22 protein-coding genes are annotated in these 18,623 nt (G+C 66.4%); 8 read left to right on the top strand and 14 right to left on the bottom strand.

Annotated elements, in window-relative coordinates:
- Positions 1–8 precede the first annotated feature (8 nt).
- Entirely contained in the window at positions 9–812 is an 804-nt protein-coding gene (locus DID99_RS29995) for a hypothetical protein (protein ID WP_124668134.1), read from the bottom strand.
- Between the two features lie 75 nt (positions 813–887).
- Positions 888–1,583, bottom strand: coding sequence for a mobilization protein (locus tag DID99_RS30000; protein WP_039319584.1), 696 nt, complete (start codon positions 1,581–1,583; stop codon positions 888–890).
- Between DID99_RS30000 and DID99_RS30005 the strand changes: the two genes are divergently transcribed.
- Positions 1,582–1,770, top strand: coding sequence for a hypothetical protein (locus tag DID99_RS30005; RefSeq protein WP_124487182.1), 189 nt, complete (start codon positions 1,582–1,584; stop codon positions 1,768–1,770). The genes DID99_RS30000 and DID99_RS30005 overlap by 2 nt on opposite strands.
- A gap of 2 nt (positions 1,771–1,772) precedes the next feature.
- On the opposite strand, the gene DID99_RS30010 is transcribed toward DID99_RS30005, so the two are convergent.
- From DID99_RS30010 to DID99_RS30025, 4 genes are all read right to left on the bottom strand, one after another.
- Positions 1,773–3,575, bottom strand: a complete 1,803-nt coding sequence (locus DID99_RS30010) for an alkaline phosphatase (protein ID WP_124668135.1) — start codon at positions 3,573–3,575, stop codon at positions 1,773–1,775.
- Positions 3,576–3,685: 110 nt separating this feature from the next.
- Positions 3,686–4,009 carry a helix-turn-helix domain-containing protein gene (locus tag DID99_RS30015; RefSeq protein ID WP_039319579.1) on the bottom strand — a complete coding sequence of 108 codons (324 nt, stop codon included), beginning with the start codon at positions 4,007–4,009 and terminating at the stop codon, positions 3,686–3,688.
- Positions 4,006–4,368 (bottom strand): type II toxin-antitoxin system RelE/ParE family toxin, encoded by a 363-nt coding sequence (locus tag DID99_RS30020; protein WP_185733842.1) that lies wholly within the window; start codon positions 4,366–4,368, stop codon positions 4,006–4,008. The genes DID99_RS30015 and DID99_RS30020 overlap by 4 nt, the downstream gene beginning before the upstream one ends.
- A 323-nt stretch (positions 4,369–4,691) precedes the next feature.
- Positions 4,692–4,946: a hypothetical protein gene (locus DID99_RS30025; RefSeq protein ID WP_044846436.1), complete on the bottom strand. Its 255-nt coding sequence runs from the start codon at positions 4,944–4,946 to the stop codon at positions 4,692–4,694.
- Between the two features lie 148 nt (positions 4,947–5,094).
- On the opposite strand from DID99_RS30025, the gene DID99_RS30030 reads away from it, so the two are divergent.
- From DID99_RS30030 to mctP, 3 genes are all read left to right on the top strand, one after another.
- Positions 5,095–6,012: a spermidine synthase gene (locus tag DID99_RS30030; RefSeq protein WP_124668137.1), complete on the top strand. Its 918-nt coding sequence runs from the start codon at positions 5,095–5,097 to the stop codon at positions 6,010–6,012.
- 198 nt (positions 6,013–6,210) lie between these two features.
- Positions 6,211–6,453 (top strand): DUF3311 domain-containing protein, encoded by a 243-nt coding sequence (locus DID99_RS30035; RefSeq protein WP_011657556.1) that lies wholly within the window; start codon positions 6,211–6,213, stop codon positions 6,451–6,453.
- Positions 6,450–8,000 carry a monocarboxylate uptake permease MctP gene (gene mctP / locus DID99_RS30040; protein WP_044846438.1) on the top strand — a complete coding sequence of 517 codons (1,551 nt, stop codon included), beginning with the start codon at positions 6,450–6,452 and terminating at the stop codon, positions 7,998–8,000. Before DID99_RS30035 ends, mctP begins: the two co-directional genes overlap by 4 nt.
- A 90-nt stretch (positions 8,001–8,090) precedes the next feature.
- Here mctP and DID99_RS30045 read toward each other — a convergent pair whose 3' ends face one another.
- From DID99_RS30045 to DID99_RS30065, 5 genes are all read right to left on the bottom strand, one after another.
- Positions 8,091–8,546, bottom strand: a complete 456-nt coding sequence (locus DID99_RS30045; protein ID WP_124487186.1) for a VOC family protein — start codon at positions 8,544–8,546, stop codon at positions 8,091–8,093.
- Positions 8,547–8,796: 250 nt separating this feature from the next.
- Entirely contained in the window at positions 8,797–9,750 is a 954-nt protein-coding gene (gene tal / locus DID99_RS30050) for a transaldolase (RefSeq protein WP_044846440.1), read from the bottom strand.
- 168 nt (positions 9,751–9,918) lie between these two features.
- Positions 9,919–11,130, bottom strand: a complete 1,212-nt coding sequence (locus tag DID99_RS30055; RefSeq protein WP_044846441.1) for a benzoate/H(+) symporter BenE family transporter — start codon at positions 11,128–11,130, stop codon at positions 9,919–9,921.
- Between the two features lie 56 nt (positions 11,131–11,186).
- The gene (locus tag DID99_RS30060; protein ID WP_124668138.1) at positions 11,187–12,362 is read right to left on the bottom strand and encodes a VWA domain-containing protein; all 1,176 of its coding nucleotides are present in this window, start codon (positions 12,360–12,362) and stop codon (positions 11,187–11,189) included.
- Positions 12,363–12,383: 21 nt separating this feature from the next.
- Positions 12,384–13,226, bottom strand: a complete 843-nt coding sequence (locus DID99_RS30065; RefSeq protein ID WP_124487188.1) for a MoxR family ATPase — start codon at positions 13,224–13,226, stop codon at positions 12,384–12,386.
- A gap of 255 nt (positions 13,227–13,481) precedes the next feature.
- Between DID99_RS30065 and DID99_RS30070 the strand changes: the two genes are divergently transcribed.
- A complete protein-coding gene (locus tag DID99_RS30070; protein ID WP_011352793.1) occupies positions 13,482–13,841 on the top strand; it encodes a c-type cytochrome in 360 nt (119 codons plus the stop codon).
- A 40-nt stretch (positions 13,842–13,881) separates the two neighbouring features.
- On the top strand, positions 13,882–14,241 hold the full coding sequence (locus tag DID99_RS30075) for a cytochrome c (protein WP_044846444.1): 360 nt from the start codon (positions 13,882–13,884) through the stop codon (positions 14,239–14,241).
- Positions 14,242–14,313: 72 nt separating this feature from the next.
- Here DID99_RS30075 and DID99_RS30080 read toward each other — a convergent pair whose 3' ends face one another.
- On the bottom strand, positions 14,314–14,781 hold the full coding sequence (locus DID99_RS30080; RefSeq protein ID WP_409362713.1) for a DUF1841 family protein: 468 nt from the start codon (positions 14,779–14,781) through the stop codon (positions 14,314–14,316).
- 269 nt (positions 14,782–15,050) lie between these two features.
- On the opposite strand from DID99_RS30080, the gene DID99_RS30085 reads away from it, so the two are divergent.
- Positions 15,051–15,980, top strand: coding sequence for a DMT family transporter (locus DID99_RS30085; protein ID WP_124487189.1), 930 nt, complete (start codon positions 15,051–15,053; stop codon positions 15,978–15,980).
- Positions 15,981–16,095: 115 nt separating this feature from the next.
- Here DID99_RS30085 and nth read toward each other — a convergent pair whose 3' ends face one another.
- Together nth and rsxB are read right to left on the bottom strand one after the other, a co-directional pair.
- On the bottom strand, positions 16,096–16,740 hold the full coding sequence (gene nth, locus DID99_RS30090; RefSeq protein WP_124487190.1) for an endonuclease III: 645 nt from the start codon (positions 16,738–16,740) through the stop codon (positions 16,096–16,098).
- Positions 16,737–17,726 carry an electron transport complex subunit RsxB gene (gene rsxB, locus DID99_RS30095; protein WP_124668140.1) on the bottom strand — a complete coding sequence of 330 codons (990 nt, stop codon included), beginning with the start codon at positions 17,724–17,726 and terminating at the stop codon, positions 16,737–16,739. The genes nth and rsxB overlap by 4 nt, the downstream gene beginning before the upstream one ends.
- Positions 17,727–17,888: 162 nt before the next feature.
- On the opposite strand from rsxB, the gene DID99_RS30100 reads away from it, so the two are divergent.
- Positions 17,889–18,521 (top strand): TetR family transcriptional regulator, encoded by a 633-nt coding sequence (locus DID99_RS30100; RefSeq protein WP_044849194.1) that lies wholly within the window; start codon positions 17,889–17,891, stop codon positions 18,519–18,521.
- Positions 18,522–18,623: the final 102 nt, after the last annotated feature.

Consider the following 18,623-nt stretch of genomic DNA (forward strand, 5'->3'; position numbering starts at 1 on the left):
AAGCGGTATCAGGTGGGCGGCGGTAGGTGCCTGGCGCCCCTGGCCGCGGCAATGCGACCTTGTGCAGCGACGAGTTGGTCGTCGGTGGTCGCCACCAGCCACAGACGTGCGTGCTCCTCGATCCGGCGGTTGTGGTCCTTCAACGGACCCATCGCGGCAGCGGCCTTCCAGACCACCGGGCCGATTCGGCTACTCCTGCCCGACGGCGCGCCTACCAGCAGGCAGTAAGGTCCCAGCGGAAGCGATACGAACGGAAGTGCCGGACTGGCGCTCACGCGCCAGTCGATGAACGGTGTGTCGCTGATCAGCAGCGGCGTGGGCAAGCCGTAGAGCACGCTGAAATCGTACAGCGCCAGCTGCTCTCGCATGGCGACGTACGTTCGCCGGATGTCGTCGACAACCGCCGCGCGGATCTCGTCGTCGAACATGGCTTCCTGCGCGTAGCGGGCAAATGCCTGTCGAGCCTCCCGTTGATACGCGCTGAACAGGCCGATCTCCACGCAGTCCTGCACCGCGCGCTGAACCTCCGTGACAGAACCGGCTTCCCCTGGCGTGCCCAGTTGCGCAGCCCGCAAAAAGCGGGCAAGTCCTTCCTCGTGGATCGCAGGACCCTCCGCGGATGCGTCGTCGTCAGGGTTCTTGCCCAGCGGCACGTAGATATATTTCTCGGCAGCGAAATGCGATTTCTTGCCTGCATCGAACTTGATTTCGCCATCGACGCAGTCGAGATAGCGCGTCCCGATCCGGCCGTGCTCCCAAACCCAATTCTTCAGGAACGGACGGAGTGGATGCAGTCTGTCGTGATCGGCCATCGCAACCTCCAGGTTTCCGTGTATGAGCCATTCCGGCAACGCGCCGCACCCTCCGCGCCGTCGCAGGGGCCCGCACTACAACGCGAGCGTGCCCAGCTCCTCATAAGTACGATGCAGCCAGACCTTGACGCGCTGCCGCTCCAGCAAGCCGAGCCCCGTGGCGGCGCGGTCGGGATGATTGACCGCCGCCCAGAAGCTCGCGCTTTGACGATCGATCTTCTGCATCGTCGTGTCGGGCAGGCGGCGCAGCGTAATCACGCTGGCGCCGAGGGCCTCGGCCCGCTCGCGTTCGCCGGACGCCTCCAGAATCTCGAAGCGATCGCCGCGGACTTCATTCAGTACCAGCACCAGCCTGATGCGTCCACCGAATTCGTCGAGCCAATGCCGCAGCAGATCGACCGAATCGCGTCCGGTGTCCATCACGTGCCACCACGTCAACGTGAGGCCGTGTTCTTCGGCAAAATCCAGCACGTCCGAATCGTCGAGCCATCTTGCGAGCGACTGCCGCGTCTGGGCCGCGAGGTCGACCAGTATGCGCCGCTGCGGATCTTCGAGCGCCGATTCCATGACCGGATCGAGGCTGTCATGCTGGTCGAGCACGGCAGGCGCGGCAAAATCGGCATAGAACCGCAGTAGCGCGCCGTGCGATCGGTCGGTATCGAAGCCCATGAAGGGCACGCTCCGATCGATGAAATACTGGGCCAGCACACGGGCGGCGAGCGATTTGCCGACGCCGCCTTTTTCCCCGCCGATGAAGTGGATGTGACTCATGATTACGAAATCCCGTGTGATGGAGCCGGTATGGCCGGAACGGATGTTGGCAGACTTCGATGACGTTACGGCGTATCAGGTCACGTCGAAAGAAAATGCAGGTGCGACAGCAGCATGCTGTCTGATCGACGCCGATGTCAAACTGAACAAAATGGCAGCGCCAGCATGCGCCATCTCTGAAGCGTGAACCTAGAAGCGCTCGACGCGCACCTCGACCGAATCCTTGGGCACGGTCAGCAGCGTGCGGTCGAGCAGGGCCTCCGCGGGCGAGGTGCCGTCCGGGTTCAGCGGCCTTACTTTGTTGAACACCACGCAAAAAAGCTCCGGCGTGACGGTGGCTGACGCATAGCCCTGTGCGTCGTGGTCGGCGTGGCGCAGATCGGGGTTGTTCGTCGTCAGGAAGGTGTCGAGTTTGGCCGGGGTGGAGGCCAGCGATGCAAACGGCGTGCCGCTCCATGCGGCTTTCAGGTAGGAATAGAAGGACGCGCTGCTGATGCCTGCGCAGACGAAGTCGACTGCCACGGGCGTGCCTTTTGCAGGGTCGGGGTCGTCCCGCACGACGCCGCACTGAAACGCATGCAGGTCCCCGCTGATCGCGACGACGTTGCGGATTCCCTGCTCGTTCAGGTATGAGAGCAGCTCGCGTTTGTGCGCCGGATAGCCGTCCCATGCGTCGCAATCGACCACGAGGCGTGCTGCCGGTGTCTGCGGCGCGCCTGGCATCACGGCCCACAGGCGATTCAACATCACCTCGTTGCCCCACACCTTCCAGGTCGCGGGCGAACCTTTCATCGTGGCCTTCCACCATTGCGTCTGCTCCGGGCCGAGCATCGACGGCGCGCGACCAAGCTGCGCGGCAGCCTGCGCCTCCAGGCGCTGCAGCACACCCTGGTTGACGAAGTAGCGCGAGCCGGCTGCGTCGTCGCCGTTGACCGGGTCGTGCCCGCGTGTACGCGCGACAGACGCCTCGCTGACGACATGGTCGTCGCGATACAGCCGCTCGTCCGTCATCACGAGATGCATCAGCGTGCCGAAGCGAAATTCGCGATAGATACGAATGTTGGTGTACGACGGATTGTCCGGTTCGAAGCGCACGTCGCTCCAGTCCACCGGCATGTACTCCGCCCACGCGCGACTGGCGTTGCGGCGGCGCTGCGTCTCCTGCCTTTCCTCGTTGGTGTAGACCTGGTGATCCTGCCAGCAGTCGTCGGAAAATTCGTGGTCGTCCCATATCGCGATCATCGGCAGGCGCTGGTGCAGCGTCTGCAAGCGCGCGTCGGTACGATAAGTGCGATAGAGCGTCCGATAGTCTTCGAGCGTATCGGCATACACGCGGCCATCGGCGAGAGGCTTTCCGTCAGGCAGGCGCAGCGGCGGGTGCGCCGCCTCGACCGTGCCGGGTCTCGAGGTCCCAACCGTCTCATAGATGTAATCGCCCACATGCACGACGAAATCGAGATCGCTTTCGGCTGCCAGCAGGCTCATGGCTTGCCAGTGATTGATGCTCCAGTCCTGGCAGGTGAGCCATGCGAAGCGAACGCGGTGGTTGGCCTCGTCGGCATCCGGAGCCGTGCGCGCGACGCCGGTGGCACTCACGTCGCCGCCGGCGACGAACCGGTAGTGGTACGTGAGATTCGGTGCGAGCTGCGTTACCTTCGCGCGCACGGTGAAGTCATAGGTGGCGCGTGCTCCCAACGAGACGCTGGCGACGAGCGTCGAGAAATCCGGCCGCGTCGATACTTCGAGTCGTAACGGGATCGTGTGCGCGACGCCTTTCGCGCGGTGCCGCGCGTTCTCGGCGACGGGCACGCAGCGCGTCCAGAACACGACGGAGCGATCGCGCGGATCACCGCTGGCGACGCCTTGCGGGAACCGATACCGGCCTTTGCGCGCGGTGCCGGCAGATCGGGCCGACAGCGGAACGACGAGCGTACCGGTGGCTGCCGCAACCGTGAAAAAGGTCGACGACTTGAGGAAATGGCGGCGATCCATCGATCCTCCCGATCGACATACCAAGGATGCCAGGAGAGGAGCGTCGCGACGCGGCAGTACGCGATCGCGTTGCTCGCCCTGCAATCCGGAACATCGGCACGACGGTGCCGTCAGGCGGCGAATACGACTTCGATGTGCCCTTCGACTTCGGACTGACGGTCAGGCCCGACGACGATCTGCACGTCGCGTCCGAGCTTCGCCAGACATTCGAGCATCTTCGTTTCGCTCACGCCGCGAAACTGCCCGCGCAGCATGTTCGACAGCTTCGGCTGCGTCATGCCGAGCAACCGGGCCGCCTGCTGCTGCGTCCATTTGCGTGCCTTGATGATCTCCGCGATCTTGGCGGCGAGTTGAGCCTTCACGCGCATTTCGTCGGCATCGCGCATGCCCAGATCAGCGTAGACGTTCCCGCTGCCCGGTTCGATTTCGATCATCGTCTTGCTCCTTGTGCGTGTGCTTCGGCTGCTTTCGGGCGTGCGCGGACGAGATCGCCATCCGGCTTCGGCGTCGCGATGCCGCACGATGATTTCTTCTGGAAGCAGTGCAGCACGTAGACGCTGCTCCCGAGCTTCACCGTGTAGACGGCGCGGTACGTGTCGTTGTCTTCCGATTCCACGATCTCGAGCACGCCGGCCGATCCGAACCCTCGCAACGGTTTCGCCTGCTCGTGCTTGCGTCCGGTCTGCGCGAGATAGAGCGCATAACCGAACGTGTCCTGCACGGCTTCGGGCATCGCTTTGAGGTCCTTGCGCGCCGAACCGAGCCAGTACAGCGGTTTGATGTACGGATCCATCGATGAATTTATCCCTATTTGGGTATATTTTCAAGGTGCGCGCAGGAACCCGGTGCGACCGTTCGCATGCGGTGTGAGGGTGGGGCAGGCTGGAGGTGAACGCCGACGGGCGATGCCGGCGGCACCGCGGTGCGTGTTGACGAAGGCGAGCGCGCGCGTGATCTTCCGGCCGATGGCCGTTCCTTCACATCTTTGCGTCGCGGGGAGGCCGGGCAATTCAGCCGTTCGACAAGGGCGATCGATTTGGGGCGATGACGGCGGGAAGCGGGTTGTTCGTTGCCGAAGAACGGCGATCGTACGTGCGTGCGTGTCGCGCCGGACGATCAATCGTCCTTGCCCCATCGCCACCCGGGCTTCTCGCCCTTGAGCCAGCAAACGGCAGTCAGCAGCGCGACCAGTACCACGATGCAGGCACCGTATGCGATCGGCGATTGGTGCGGCGGCACCAGCCACGCGCTCGCGATGATCCCGGTCGCGAACAGCAGCAGCACGACCCAACCTTGCCACGCGACAGGCAAACCCCATCCCCAGCCGTAGCGCTTCGCGGGAAACCAGATCTTCTTGCCGTTCGAGGTCATGCGTCTTCCGTCGATCAATGAACGCGGCGTAGCGCCAACGGCGCGGTGAAGTCGAAGTCGTGCATCACCAGGCGTTCGGTACGGTTCCCACCGCCACCAATGCTATCCTCTCGTCCGCTCATCCAGCGTCACCCAGCGAGATTCAATCATGACCCGACTGATCAAGCGCGCGTCCGCCGAGGCGCGCGCGTTCAAAAAACGCAAGCCGTCCGCCTACAACGGCTCCGAACTGCTCCAGCCGCCGCGCGTGAAGCGCCGCCCGGAGATCGACGAACACGACGACGTGCCCGTCCTCGACGCACCGCGCAAGCCGCGCTTCGCGCCCGTCACGTTCTCGGAAGAGCGCGGCGTGCGCTTCCTGCACTTCGGTACCGAATGGGTGCAGGGCGCGATGCGGATTTCGAAGCCGCTCGCCATCGAGCTCGAATACGCGCAGCAGATGATGGCGTGGCTGCTGTTCCTCGAAACGCCCGAGCGGATCGTCCAGCTCGGGCTCGGCACCGGCGCGCTGACGAAGTTCTCGCACCGCTTCCTGCCGCACGCGAAGGTCGAGGCCGTCGAACTGAACCCGGCCGTGATCGTCGCCGCACGCACGATGTTCGCGCTGCCGCCCGACGACGCACGCCTCGTCGTGCACGAAGCCGACGCGTGGGACTTCGTCAACGATCCGGCCAACCGCGGCACGACGGGCGCACTGCAGATCGACCTGTACGACGCGACCGCACGCGGCCCGGTGCTCGACAGCGTCGCGTTCTACCGCGCGGTGCGCGGCTGCCTCGCCGACGCGGGCATCGCGACGATCAACCTGTTCGGCGACCATCCGAGCTTCGTGCGCAACATGAAGCACCTGAACGCGGCGTTCGACCATCGCGTGATCGCGCTGCCCGAAGTGCACGACGGCAACCGGATCGCGATCGCGTTCTCGGGCCCCGCGCTCGACGTGTCGTTCGCGCAGCTGGAAGCCCGCGCGAAACTGATCGAGGACACGCTGAAGCTGCCCGCGCGCAAGTGGGTGAAAGCTTTGAAAGAAACGATCGGCGCACGCGAATCCTCGTTCGCGATCTGACGCTCATGCGCCGGCCGCATGCCGGTGCAACCGCATGACTGGGGGCGGATCACCTCGGGTTCGCCCCCGCTTGACCGCGCGTTCGCGGCTCCTATACTGGCGCGAAGCCAGGGGAGCCGCAGCTTACCCGTTTTGCCGCTCCTCTCGCCGCCGCACCCGCTTGACAAGATCGATAACCGGGAAAGATGAGGAGACGTCATGGCTCACGATGCCGACGCCAATCGGGCCGCCAAGCGCTGGCTCTGGCTGCTGGTACTACCGCTGATCGCGATGGTGTGGGTACCGTCGTACAGCAAGATCGAACCGCAATGGTTCGGATTTCCGTTCTTCTACTGGTACCAGCTCCTTTGGGTCTTCATTAGCGCGGTGATTACCGCGTTCGTCTATTTCAAGACCAAGAACGCGTGGAAGGCGAGCGGCCCGCAGGGAGGTGCGCGATGAATCTCGGCGCGACCTTCGTTTTCGTGCTCCTGTTCATCGGTGTCACGATCATCGGTTTCCTGGCCGCCAACTGGCGGCGCGGCGATCTCGCCCATCTCGACGAATGGGGCCTCGGCGGCCGCCGCTTCGGCACGATCGTCACGTGGTTCCTGCTCGGCGGCGACCTCTACACGGCCTATACGTTCGTCGCGGTGCCCGCGCTCGTGTTCGGCGCCGGCGCGATGGGCTTCTTCGCGCTGCCGTACACGATCCTGATCTACCCGTTCGCGTTCGTCGTGTTCCCGAAGCTGTGGAGCATCGCGAAGCGTCACGGCTACGTGACGGCCGCCGACTTCGTGAACGCACGCTACGGCAGCCGGATGCTCGCGCTCGCGATCGCGGTGACGGGCATCCTCGCGACGATGCCCTACATCGCGCTGCAGCTCGTCGGCATCGAAGTCGTGATCGGCGCGCTCGGCTTCGACACGACGGGCTTCGTCGGCGACCTGCCGCTGATCATCGCGTTCGCGATCCTCGCCGCGTACACGTACACGTCGGGGCTGCGCGCGCCCGCGATGATCGCGATCGTGAAGGACATCCTGATCTACATCACGATCGCCGCGGCGGTCATCGTGATCCCGGCGAAGCTCGGCGGCTTCGGCCACATCTTCGCGAGCGTGCCGCCCGCGAAGCTGCTGCTGAAGGCGCCGGACGCGGCGAGCCTGAACGGCTACAGCGCGTACGTGACGCTCGCGATCGGCTCGGCGCTCGCGCTGTTCCTGTATCCGCACTCGGTCACGGCGATCCTGTCGTCGTCGTCCGGCAACTCGATCCGCCGCAACATGGCGATGCTGCCCGCGTACTCGTTCGTGCTCGGCCTGCTCGCGCTGCTCGGCTACATGGCGCTTGCAGCGGGCGTGAAGGACATGCCGCAGTACGCGCCGTACTTCAAGGCGTTCGGCCCGAACTTCGCGGTGCCCGCGCTGTTCCTCGAGTATTTCCCGTCGTGGTTCGTCGGCGTCGCGTTCGCGGCGATCGGCATCGGCGCGCTGGTGCCGGCGGCGATCATGTCGATCGCGGCCGCGAACCTCTATACGCGCAACATCCACCGCGAGTTCATCAACCGCGACATGACGCACGACCAGGAGACGCACGTCGCGAAGCTCACGTCGCTGATCGTGAAGGTCGGCGCGGTCGCGTTCATCCTCGGGCTGCCGCTCACCTATGCGATCCAGCTGCAGCTGCTCGGCGGGATCTGGATCATCCAGACGCTGCCCGCGATCGTGCTCGGCCTTTACACGCGGCTGCTCGACCATCGCGGCCTGCTGGCCGGCTGGGCGGCAGGCATCGTGTGCGGCACGTGGATGGCGGTGTCGCTGAAGCTCGCGAGCTCGATCTTCACGATCCACCTGTTCGGCCTCGCGATTCCCGGCTACGCGGCCGTGTGGTCGCTGGTCGTGAACCTGGTGGTGGCGGTGGCGGTGAGCGTGCTGGTGCGCGCGATGGGCATGGCGCATGCGGAGGATCGCACGCGGCCGGAGGACTATCTCGACGTCGTCGAGGGTTGATGCGGGCGGCGCGGCCGCGTGTCGCGGGCCGCGCATCGCGCAGCGGCAACGACGCCCGTCACTGCGAAGTGGCGGGCGTTTTCGCGGGTGTCAGCCCTGCGCGCGTTTCACGAGATCCTCGCGTTGCGACAGGTCTTCGACGTTGACCATCCAGTGCACGCCGAAACGGTCCTTCGCCATCCCGAAGCCGAGCGCCCAGAACGTCTTGCCGAACGGCATCGTCACTTCGCCGCCGTCGGCGAGCGCATTGAACAACTTCTGGCCTTCCTCGACCGTCGCCGGGTTCAGCGACAGCGAATAGCCGGCATGCGCGGCGCCGGCCGGCTGGCTGCAGTCGCCGTCCGAGCACATGATCATCGAGTCGCCGATCGTGAAGCTCGCATGCATCACCTTGTCGGCCATCTCGGGCGTGATCGCGTGTTCGGGATTCGGCGGCGCATCCTTGAAGCGCATCTTGAACATCGTCTTCGCGCCGAGCGCCTTTTCGTAGAACTGAAGGGCCTCTTCCGCGCGGCCGTAGAACGTCAGATACGGTTGGACTTGCATCGTTGTCTCCTGTTGACCGGGCCGGCGTGTCGGTGCCGGCGCGGGTACTTCCAAGATTGACCGGAAAGAGCACGCCGGGATGCGGCCGGCGCACTCGTGACGTGGATTGTAGTGCGCGCGTCTGACGATGGAATGAAAAATAAAAACGGCCGCGAACACGCGGTTCGCGGCCGTTCGTCACGCTGCTGACGGCTGTTGTCAGGGTTGCTGACAGTTCAACTGCCGGCCGTCACGTCAGGTGCGGCGTGGTTCAGCGCAGCCCGTCGATCAGCTTTTCGAGCTTCACCGCATCGGCGGCGAACACGCGGATGCCTTCGGACAGCTTTTCGGTCGCCATCGCTTCGTCGTTCAGCTGGAAGCGGAACGACGCCTCGTCGATCGCGACGCGCTCGGTCGGCTTGTCCTGCAGTGCGTCCGGCGACAGCTTGCGCGCCACCGTTTCGGTGCTGTCGTGCAGCTTCTGCAGCAAATCGGGGCTGATCGTCAGCAGGTCGCAGCCCGCGAGCTCGGTGATCTGGCTCGTCGTGCGGAAGCTCGCGCCCATCACTTCGGTGTTGTAGCCGAACGTCTTGTAGTAGGTGTAGATGCGGCGCACCGACTGCACGCCCGGATCGTTCGCACCGCCGTTCTTCGCTTCATCCCAGTCGGCGCCGGCCTGCTTCTTGTACCAGTCGTAGATGCGGCCGACGAACGGCGAGATCAGTTGCGCGCCGGCTTCCGCGCACGCGGCGGCCTGCACGAGCGAGAAAAGCAGGGTCATGTTGCACTTGATCCCTTCCTTCTGCAGCACCTCGGCCGCGCGAATGCCTTCCCACGTCGACGCGAGCTTGATCAGGATGCGCTCGCGGCCGACGCCGGCGGCCTCGTACAGTGCGATGAGTTCGCGACCCTTGTCGATCGAGCGCTGCGTGTCGAACGACAGGCGCGCATCGACCTCGGTCGACACGCGGCCCGGAATCAGCTTCAGGATCTCGGTGCCGAATGCGATCAGCAGGCGGTCGATGATGAAATCGGTGCTTTCGTTGCGATGATCGCGGACGGTTTTCTCGAGGATCGGCTTGTACGCGTCCTTCTGGACGGCCTTCAGGATCAGCGACGGGTTCGTGGTCGCATCCTGCGGCTTGTATTGCGCAAGCTGCTGGAAATCGCCCGTGTCGGCGACGACGGTCGTGTACTGCTTCAGCTGGTCGAGTGCGGTAGTCATGGCGATTCGGAAGAAGGGCGCGGCGCGCCGGGTTCTCACGGGCCGCGCGAGCGCGGCGGCGAAGCGAGGCGGCGCCGGGCGCCGCCTTCGATCCATCATTTTAGGCCCGATTCGTGTCGGGCACGTTTTGGCGGGTCCGGCGCCTGCCGTGGCGGGCGTCGCGCCGCATCACGCGGGGCGACGCGCGTTCAGGATCACCTGCGTGACGATCCCCGCGACGAGGCCCCAGAACGCCGAGCCGATCGACAACAGCGTCAGACCCGACGCGGTGACCATGAACGTGACGAGCGCGGCTTCGCGCTGCTTCACGTCCTGCATCGCGTTCGCGAGCCCGCTCATGATCGAGCCGAACAGCGCGAGCGCGGCGACCGACACGACGAGCGCCTTCGGCAGTGCCGCGAACAGCGCGGCGATCGTCGCGCCGAAGATCCCGGCGATCAGGTAGAACGTGCCGCACCACACGGCGGCCGTGTAGCGCTTCGCGTGATCCTCGTGCGCTTCGGGGCCCGTGCAGATCGCCGCGGTGATCGCCGCGAGGTTCACGCCGTGCGAGCCGAACGGCGCGAGCAGCAGCGACGCGAGGCCGGTGGACGCGATCAGCGGCGACGACGGGGTCGAATAGCCGTCCGCGCGCAGCACCGCGATGCCCGGCACGTTCTGCGACGCCATCGCGACGACGAACAGCGGAATGCCGATGCTGACGATCGACGCGATCGAGAACGCGGGCATCGTGAACACGGGTTGCGCGAGCGCGATGTGGAAGCGGCTGAAGTCGAGCAGCCCGAGGCCGCCGGCCGCCACGGTGCCGACGAGCAGCGTCGTGACGATCGCGTAGCGCGGCGCGAGCCGCTTGACGATCAGGTAGGTGAAGAACATCGCGAGCACGAGCGCGGTCTGGAACTGCGCGGCGCGGAAGATCTCGATGCCGATCTCGAACAGGATGCCCGCGAGCAGGGCGGCAGCGATGCCGGCCGGAATGCGCCGCATCAGCGTGTCGAACAGCCCGCTCAGGCCGACCGCGGTCAGCAGCAGTGCGCACACGACGAACGCGCCGATGGCTTCGGGATACGGTACGCCGGGCAGCGACGCGATCAGCAGCGCGGCGCCGGGCGTCGACCACGCGACCACGACGGGCGCGCGAAAGCGCAGCGACAGGCCGATCGTCGTCAGCGCCATGCCGATCGACAGCGCCCAGATCCACGACGAGATCTGCGCGTCGGTCAGGTGCGCGGCGCGGCCGGCCTGGAACATCAGCACGAGCGAGCTCGTGTAGCCCGTCATCATCGCGACGAAGCCGGCGACGAGCGCCGAGACGGACGTATCGGTGAAAAAGCGGCGGCCGCCGGCGCGGCCAGCGCTCGCGGTGGGCGAAGGGTTCATGCTATCTCCGGGGGAGGCCGCCTGGACGCGGCCTTCGTGTCTGCAGGGTGGGTTCGTTACTTGCTGAGTGCGCGCATCGCGGTTTCGAGGCCCGCGAGCGTGAGCGGGTACATGCGCTGACCGAGCACGTCGCGAATGATCGAGACCGATTGCCGGTATTCCCATAGCCGCTCGGGCTCCGGGTTCAGCCATGCATGGTGGGGGAACTGGTCGGCGAGGCGGCGCAGCCAGACGGCGCCGGCTTCCGGATTGTTGTATTCGACCGAGCCGCCGGGCTGCAGCACCTCGTACGGGCTCATCGTCGCGTCGCCGACGAAGATCAGCTTGTAGTCGGGCGTGAACTTGTGCAGCACGTCCCACGTCGCGGTGCGCTCCGCGTGGCGGCGGCGGTTGTTCTTCCACAGGTGGTCGTACACGCAGTTGTGGAAGTAGTAGAACTCCAGGTGCTTGAACTCGGCCTTCGCGGCCGAGAACAGCTCCTCGGTGCGCTTGATGTGGTCGTCCATCGAGCCGCCGACGTCGAGCAGCATCAGCACCTTCACGTTGTTGTGGCGCTCGGGCACCATCCGCAGGTCGAGCCAGCCGGCGTTCGCGGCCGTGCTGCGGATCGTGCCGGGCAGGTCGAGCTCCTCGGCCGCGCCTTCGCGCGCGAAGCGGCGCAGGCGCCGCAGCGCGACCTTGATGTTGCGCGTGCCGATCTCGACGGAATCGTCGTAGTCGCGATAGGCGCGCGCTTCCCACACCTTGACCGCGGTGCGGTTGCCGTTCGACGGGCCGCCGATGCGCATGCCTTCGGGGTTGTAGCCGCCGTGCCCGAACGGCGACGTGCCGCCGGTGCCGATCCACTTGTTGCCGCCTTCGTGGCGTTCCTTCTGCTCGTCGAGCAGTTCCTTCAGGCGCTCCATCAGCTTGTCGAGGCCGCCCATCGCTTCGATCTGCGCCTTGTCCTCCGGCGACAGCTCGCGCTGGAGGCGTTTCTCGAGCCAGTCGAGCGGAACGTCGAACGCCTCGGAAGGCAGGGCGGACACGCCGTGGAAATACGCGCCGAACGCCTGGTCGAACTTGTCGAAGTACTGCTCGTCCTTGACGAGCGTCATCCGCGCGAGGAAGTAGAACGCGTCGATCGACGGCGAGATCAGCCCGGCCTTCAGCGATTCGAGCAGCGTCAGGTATTCCTTCACCGAGACGGGCAGCTTGGCTGCGCGCAGCGCGTAGAAGAAATTGAGCAGCATGGCCGGGCCTTCGCGGGTGGGTTACCGGTTGTGCCGGTTCATGTAGACGAGCCGCTCGAGCAGGCTCAGATCCTGCTCGTTCTTCAGCAGCGCGCCCGCGAGCGGCGGCACGATCTGCTTCGCGTCGACGCCGCGCAGCGCGTCGGCCGGGATGTTCTCGGCGAGCAGCAGCTTCAGCCAGTCGAGCAGCTCGGACGTCGACGGCTTCTTCTTCAGCCCCGACACGGCGCGCAGCTCGAAGAAGCTCTCGAGCGCCGCGCGCAGCAGTTCCTCGCGGATGTCAGGGAAGTGGACCGCGACGATCTGCTGCATCGTCGACGGATCGGGAAACTGGATGTAGTGGAAGAAGCAGCGGCGCAGGAATGCGTCGGGCAGCTCCTTCTCGTTGTTCGACGTGATGATCACGAGCGGGCGGTGCTTCGCGCGCACGGTCTCGCGCGTCTCGTACACGTGGAATTCCATCCGGTCGAGCTCGCGCAGCAGGTCGTTCGGGAATTCGATGTCGGCCTTGTCGATCTCGTCGATCAGCAGCACGCTCGGGTGCTCGGCGTCGAACGCCTGCCACAGCACGCCCTTCACGATGTAGTTCGCGATGTCCTTCACGCGCGCGTCGCCGAGCTGCGAGTCTCGCAGCCGCGACACGGCGTCGTATTCGTACAGGCCCTGCTGCGCCTTCGTCGTCGACTTGATGTGCCACTGCAGCAGCGGCATGTCGAGCGCGGCCGCCACTTCCTCGGCGAGCATGGTCTTGCCGGTGCCGGGCTCGCCCTTGATCAGCAGCGGGCGCTGCAGCGTCAGCGCGGCATTGACCGCGAGCTTCAGGTCGTCGGTGGCGACGTAGTGCGAGGATCCTTCGAAACGCATGGCGGCGCTCTTTCCTGGTCGCAAAAAAACCCAGTATAAGTCAGAAGGGCTGTCCGGTTGGGCCGGGGCCGCGTATCGTTGCGGGGCTGCGGCGGGGCTGCGGCGGGGCGGACCGGGGCGCCGTATGGACGCATTCCCCGCCGACGCGGTACAATCTGGCCGTTTTTTTTGGCCTGCGTGGCGACCGACAAGCAAAACGGCGCGGGCCGTTGCCGCTTCGGCGCCAGTTTCCCCTCAAGCTAGGTTACAAGAGCTATGAACAAATTCGTCGGCAAACACGTCGTTGTCGCAGCGCTCGTGGCGCTCGCGGGCAGCGCGCAGGCGGCCGGTGTGGTCGGCAACCCGAAGGACGGGGCAAGCAAGGCCGCCATGTGTATCGGTTGCCACGGCATCCAGGATTACCGCGCGGCGTATCCGGAGGTCTACCGGGTGCCCGTCCTCGGCGGCCAGAACCAGCAATACCTCGAGAACGCGCTGAAGGCCTACCGCAAGAAAGATCGTCACTTCCCGTCGATGAACGCGATCGCCGGTTCGCTGACGGACCAGGACATCGCGGATCTGGCGGCTTACTACGCCGTCCAGAAGGCCGACACGAAGGACAATCCCTACAAGTAAAGCGCGCGCCGCCGATCTGACCGGCGGGACAGGAGCATTCATGAACAACGCATTCAAGACGGCGGCGGTTGCACTGGCGGCCGGCCTCGCGATCGGTACCGCGCATGCGGCGGACATCACGAAGGGCAAGGAGCTGGTCGAGTCGCACAACTGCGCGGCCTGCCACGGCGCGCAGCTGAACAAGCCGATCAACGCAGAATATCCGCGCCTCGCGGGCCAGCACGCCGACTACCTCGTGTGGGCGATGCGCCAGTACCAGATGGGGCTGACGAACCCGCTGCTCGGTCGCAACAACGCGATCATGCAGGCGCAGGTGCAGAACCTGTCGGTCAGCGACATGAAGGACATCGCGGCCTACATCGAGTCGCTGAAAGAGACGGATCTCGTCTTCAAGAAGTAAGCGCGCCGGACCTTGCCGGTCCGTGCAGCCGGAATACCCCGCGGCGGCGGGGTATTTTTTTGTCCGCGGCGCTCAGTCGCGCGACGCGCGGCGCAGGATGCGCTGCAGGTACGCGTCCGTATCGGGCGGCGTGCCGGTGCGCTGCGCTTCCCAGATCGTCTCGCCGAGGCACTCCATGATCATGTGCTGCGCCTCGTGGGTCGAGTCGAGCTTCGCGGCCAGCTTGTCGTGCGCGGCGCGAATGCCGGGCGGCTGGTCGATCGACAGCTGCTCGCTGATCGCGAGGTGCATCGACAGATGCAGGAACGGGTTCGTGCGGCCTTCCTCGGGCGTGTAGTTGCGCGCGGCGGCGCCGTCGGCGTCCGCGAGGTCGTCGTGGTATTCCGGATGCTCGACGATCCAGTCGGCTGCTATCGCTTCCAGCGGCGTCAGGATCTCGCCGGCGCGCTGCTTGCGCCAGGTCTCGGTGAAAAAGCGACGGACTTCGTCGCGACTCGGATTGAACATGGTGGGGAAACGTCGTGATTCGGGCGGCGTCATGCCGCGTCGCGCATTGTACGCCGGGTCGGCGCGCGGCGCTGGCGGCGGGTGGGGCCGGCGGGGCGCTTGCGGCGCGCAGCGGATGCATCGGGCACATCAGGCATATCGGGAGATCGGGAGATCCGGGCATCGGGCATCGGGCATCGGGCCGATAGGTGCGGGCCGGCGCGGCGCCGGCCGCCGCGCAACGGGTAAGCGCGGGCTAGGCTGCCGGCCGCCGCGCCGCTACACTCCGACGATTCCCGTCGTCGCGCTCGCACCGCTCCATCATGTCCGCCACCGTCCGCTCATCGTCCGCCGCGCTACAGGGCGCGCTCTATGTCGCGCTGTCCGCCGCCGCCTTCGGCGCGATGGCGATCTTCGGCCGCTATGCATATGCGGCCGGCGTCGACGTGCTCGGGCTGCTGATCGTGCGCTTCGCGATCGGCGGTGCGATCCTTGCCGCGATCGCGCGGCACCGCCGCGTCGCATGGCCGCGCGGCCGCACGCTCGCGCCGCTCGTGGCGATGGGGGCGCTCGGCTACGTCGGGCAGTCGTTCTGCTATTTCAGTGCGCTCCAGCATGCGCAGGCGAGCCTCGTCGCATTGCTGCTGTACCTGTATCCGGCCTTTGTCACGCTGCTGGCCGCATGGTGGCTCGGCGAGCGCCTCACGCGCGCGAAGGCGGTCGCGCTCGTGCTCTGCGTCGCGGGCTCCGCGCTGATGGTCGGCGGCGGCCACGGCGAGCCGCTCGGCATCGCGCTCGCGCTGGCCGCCGCGGTGATCTATTCGCTGTACATCGTCGGCGGCACGAAGGCGACGCGCGGCGTCGATCCGCTCGCGACGACCGCCGTCATCTGCCTGTCGGCGACCGCGACGCTCGTCGCGATCGCGATCGTGCGGACCGCGGCGTTCGGCGCGCCGCCGCGCTGGCCGGCGACGGCTGCCGGCTGGGCGTCGATGCTTGCGATCGCCTTGGTGTCGACGGTCGCCGCGATGCTCGCGTTCTTCGCCGGGCTCGAGCGGCTGGGGGCCGCGCGCACGTCGATGCTGTCGACGCTCGAGCCGGTCGTGACGGTCGCGCTCGCGGCGCTGCTGTTCGGCGAGGCGCTGTCGCCGTTGCAGTGGATCGGCGGCGTCGCGATCCTCGCGGCCGTGCTCGCGCTCGTGCGCGCGGGCGGCGCGGCGGCCGACGACGCGACGGCGACGTCCAACGCATAGCAGGGGCAGGGACAAGCCGCGGGCGCCGCAATGGCGTCCGCTGGTCGTGCCGTGCGCTGCCCTCGGCACGAGAGGCACGAGCGGCCGCGTGCAGTGCGTCAGCCGCGGCTGACGCTCACTCGTTCGGCGGCGGCGTCTTCGGCCGGAATTCGCACAGCGGCTCGATCACGCAGTGCCAGCATTCGGGCTTGCGCGCCTTGCACACATAGCGTCCGTGCAGGATCAGCCAGTGATGCGCGTCCTGCAGGAATTCCTTCGGCGTGAACTTCTCGAGCGCGGCCTCCACGGCCCGCACGTCCTTGCCCGGCGCGAGCCCCGTGCGGTTCGCGACGCGGAAGATGTGCGTGTCGACCGCGATCGTCGGCTGGCCGAACGCAGTGTTCAGCACGACGTTCGCGGTCTTGCGGCCGACGCCCGGCAGGCTCTCGAGCGCTTCGCGATCGGCCGGCACCTCGCCGTCGTAGCGCTCGAGCAGGATGTTGCACGTCGCGATCACGTTCTTCGCCTTGGTGCGGTACAGGCCGATCGTCTTGATGTAGTCGGCGACGCCTTCTTCACCGAGCGCGACGATTTGTCGCGGGGTGTTCGCGACCGGGAACATCTTGCGCATCGCCTTGTTGACCGACACGTCGGTCGCCTGCGCGGACAGCATCACCGCGATCAGCAACTCGAACGGCGTCGTGTATTCGAGCTCGGTGGTCGGATGCGGATTGAGGCTTTGCAGCGTTTCGTAGATCGCGCGTCGTTTCGTGGCGTTCATGGACGGTTCTTGTCGGGCGGCGCGGACGGGCCGTTCCGGTCGTCGTGATTCGGATCGTCGCGGGTGTCGCCGGCGGCCTCGGCGTCGCGCTGCGCCTGCTGTTCGGCGAGCCGCTTGCGGCGGGCTTCGGCCGCATCGATCTGCGCCTGCACGGCCGCGCTCACGCCTTCGGTGTTCTTCGGCCCGGCGCCTTGCCCGGACAGTTCTTCCTTCTTCTTGCGTGCGCGTTCGAGCGCGGCGGCGATGATCGCGCGCTTCTTCGCGTCGGCGTCGTCGGCCGGGGCAGCGCCCGGTGCGCCCGGCTGTTCCGCGGCCGGCGCAGCCTTGGCCGCGCCGGCGCTGGCCGCGCGGCGGGCGGCGGCGCGCGCCTCGGCGGCCTCGCGTTCGCGACGCTGGCGCGCGAGCCGGCGGTCGTGGCGCTCGCGCGCGGCGTCCGCCTGTTCCTGCGACCACGCGTCCCAGCCGGTGCGCTCGTCGGTCACGGGGACCATCGCGATGCAGTCGACCGGGCAGGGCGGTACGCACAGGTCGCAGCCCGTGCACAGCGATTCGACGATCGTGTGCATCTGTTTCGGTGCGCCGATGATCGCGTCGACCGGGCACGCCTGCATGCACAGTGTGCAGCCGATGCACAGGCTTTCGTCGATGAACGCGACGGCGCGCGGATGCTCGGCGCCGTTGACGGGATTCAGCGGGATCACGGGCTTGCCGAGCAGGCGCGCGAGGCGTGCGATGCCTTCGGCGCCGCCGGGCGGGCACTGGTTGTAGTTCGCGTCGCCGGCGGCGATCGCTTCGGCGTACGGACGGCAGCCGTTATAGCCGCACTTCGTGCATTGTGTCTGGGGAAGCAGATCTTCGATGCGATCCGCGAGGGTCTTGGAATCGGTCACGGTGACAACGGGCGCAGCAGCGCCGAATGGCTCTCGGCCGCGTCTGGCGCGGCCGGAAAGGTTTGCCAAACCTTGATTATCGCCGATTTCCCGCATTGCGCTGGACGCTGTCTGTGCGCATAATCGAACCGCTTTTTTGCAGGGGCTCAGCAGGAGGGCGGCCGCATGCGGCGCGCTCGTTCCAGGGCAGCCGGCGCCGAGGCGGTGGGGGTGCCGGTCCGGATCAGGATCACGCGGCTCACATAGCAAAACGCCACCATGAATCAGCCAAAAATCAAAAGAGATCCTGAAGGTACACGCCGCCGCATCCTGATGGCGGCAGCCGAAGAGTTCGCGGGTGGAGGGCTGTTCGGCGCACGCGTCGACCAGATCGCGCGCCGGGCCGAGACCAACGAGCGCATGCTCTATTACTACTTCGGCAGCAAGGAGCAGCTGTTTACGGCCGTGCTCGAACACGCGTTCTCCGCGCTGACCGAGGCCGAGCGCGTGCTCGATCTGGATGGCGTGGCGCCCGTCGAGGCCGTCACGCGGCTTGCGCATTTCGTGTGGGACTACTACCGCGATCATCCCGAGCTGCTGCGGCTCATCAACAACGAGAACCTGCACGAAGCGCGCTACCTGCACAAGTCGACGCGGATCCGCGAGATGATGTCGCCGATCGTCGCGAAGCTCGGCAACGTGCTGATGCGCGGCCAGAAAGCCGGGCTGTTCCGCAGCGACGTCGATCCGCTGCGCTTCTACGTGACGCTGTCGGGGCTCGGCTATTACATCGTGTCGAACCGCTTCACGCTCGCCGCGACGCTCGGCCGCGACTTCAGCGAAGCCGACGAGCGCGCGGAGATGGTCAGGATGAACACCGAGTTGCTGCTCGCGTATCTGCTGCGGCGCTGAGTCGACGAACCGTCGAACCGACGCGCCGATGAACCGACGCGTCGATGAATCGATGAGTCGCCGCGAGCGCGACCGCCGAATAAAAAAAACGCCGCCGTGCGC

Origin of the sequence: Burkholderia sp. Bp8986, from assembly GCF_003854225.1 — a bacterium.
GTDB lineage: Bacteria > Pseudomonadota > Gammaproteobacteria > Burkholderiales > Burkholderiaceae > Burkholderia.

What these genes read in the sequence shown, in the direction of transcription:
- DID99_RS29995 (WP_124668134.1), bottom strand. Translation starts at nt 812, where the DNA reads ATGGCCGATCACGACAGACTGCATCCACTCCGTCCGTTCCTGAAGAAT.
- DID99_RS30005 (WP_124487182.1), top strand. Translation starts at nt 1,582, where the DNA reads ATGATTACGAAATCCCGTGTGATGGAGCCGGTATGGCCGGAACGGATG.
- DID99_RS30000 (WP_039319584.1), bottom strand. Translation starts at nt 1,583, where the DNA reads ATGAGTCACATCCACTTCATCGGCGGGGAAAAAGGCGGCGTCGGCAAA.
- DID99_RS30010 (WP_124668135.1), bottom strand. Translation starts at nt 3,575, where the DNA reads ATGGATCGCCGCCATTTCCTCAAGTCGTCGACCTTTTTCACGGTTGCG.
- DID99_RS30015 (WP_039319579.1), bottom strand. Translation starts at nt 4,009, where the DNA reads ATGATCGAAATCGAACCGGGCAGCGGGAACGTCTACGCTGATCTGGGC.
- DID99_RS30020 (WP_185733842.1), bottom strand. Translation starts at nt 4,368, where the DNA reads ATGGATCCGTACATCAAACCGCTGTACTGGCTCGGTTCGGCGCGCAAG.
- DID99_RS30025 (WP_044846436.1), bottom strand. Translation starts at nt 4,946, where the DNA reads ATGACCTCGAACGGCAAGAAGATCTGGTTTCCCGCGAAGCGCTACGGC.
- DID99_RS30030 (WP_124668137.1), top strand. Translation starts at nt 5,095, where the DNA reads ATGACCCGACTGATCAAGCGCGCGTCCGCCGAGGCGCGCGCGTTCAAA.
- DID99_RS30035 (WP_011657556.1), top strand. Translation starts at nt 6,211, where the DNA reads ATGGCTCACGATGCCGACGCCAATCGGGCCGCCAAGCGCTGGCTCTGG.
- mctP (WP_044846438.1), top strand. Translation starts at nt 6,450, where the DNA reads ATGAATCTCGGCGCGACCTTCGTTTTCGTGCTCCTGTTCATCGGTGTC.
- DID99_RS30045 (WP_124487186.1), bottom strand. Translation starts at nt 8,546, where the DNA reads ATGCAAGTCCAACCGTATCTGACGTTCTACGGCCGCGCGGAAGAGGCC.
- tal (WP_044846440.1), bottom strand. Translation starts at nt 9,750, where the DNA reads ATGACTACCGCACTCGACCAGCTGAAGCAGTACACGACCGTCGTCGCC.
- DID99_RS30055 (WP_044846441.1), bottom strand. Translation starts at nt 11,130, where the DNA reads ATGAACCCTTCGCCCACCGCGAGCGCTGGCCGCGCCGGCGGCCGCCGC.
- DID99_RS30060 (WP_124668138.1), bottom strand. Translation starts at nt 12,362, where the DNA reads ATGCTGCTCAATTTCTTCTACGCGCTGCGCGCAGCCAAGCTGCCCGTC.
- DID99_RS30065 (WP_124487188.1), bottom strand. Translation starts at nt 13,226, where the DNA reads ATGCGTTTCGAAGGATCCTCGCACTACGTCGCCACCGACGACCTGAAG.
- DID99_RS30070 (WP_011352793.1), top strand. Translation starts at nt 13,482, where the DNA reads ATGAACAAATTCGTCGGCAAACACGTCGTTGTCGCAGCGCTCGTGGCG.
- DID99_RS30075 (WP_044846444.1), top strand. Translation starts at nt 13,882, where the DNA reads ATGAACAACGCATTCAAGACGGCGGCGGTTGCACTGGCGGCCGGCCTC.
- DID99_RS30080 (WP_409362713.1), bottom strand. Translation starts at nt 14,781, where the DNA reads ATGACGCCGCCCGAATCACGACGTTTCCCCACCATGTTCAATCCGAGT.
- DID99_RS30085 (WP_124487189.1), top strand. Translation starts at nt 15,051, where the DNA reads ATGTCCGCCACCGTCCGCTCATCGTCCGCCGCGCTACAGGGCGCGCTC.
- nth (WP_124487190.1), bottom strand. Translation starts at nt 16,740, where the DNA reads ATGAACGCCACGAAACGACGCGCGATCTACGAAACGCTGCAAAGCCTC.
- rsxB (WP_124668140.1), bottom strand. Translation starts at nt 17,726, where the DNA reads ATGCGGGAAATCGGCGATAATCAAGGTTTGGCAAACCTTTCCGGCCGC.
- DID99_RS30100 (WP_044849194.1), top strand. Translation starts at nt 17,889, where the DNA reads ATGAATCAGCCAAAAATCAAAAGAGATCCTGAAGGTACACGCCGCCGC.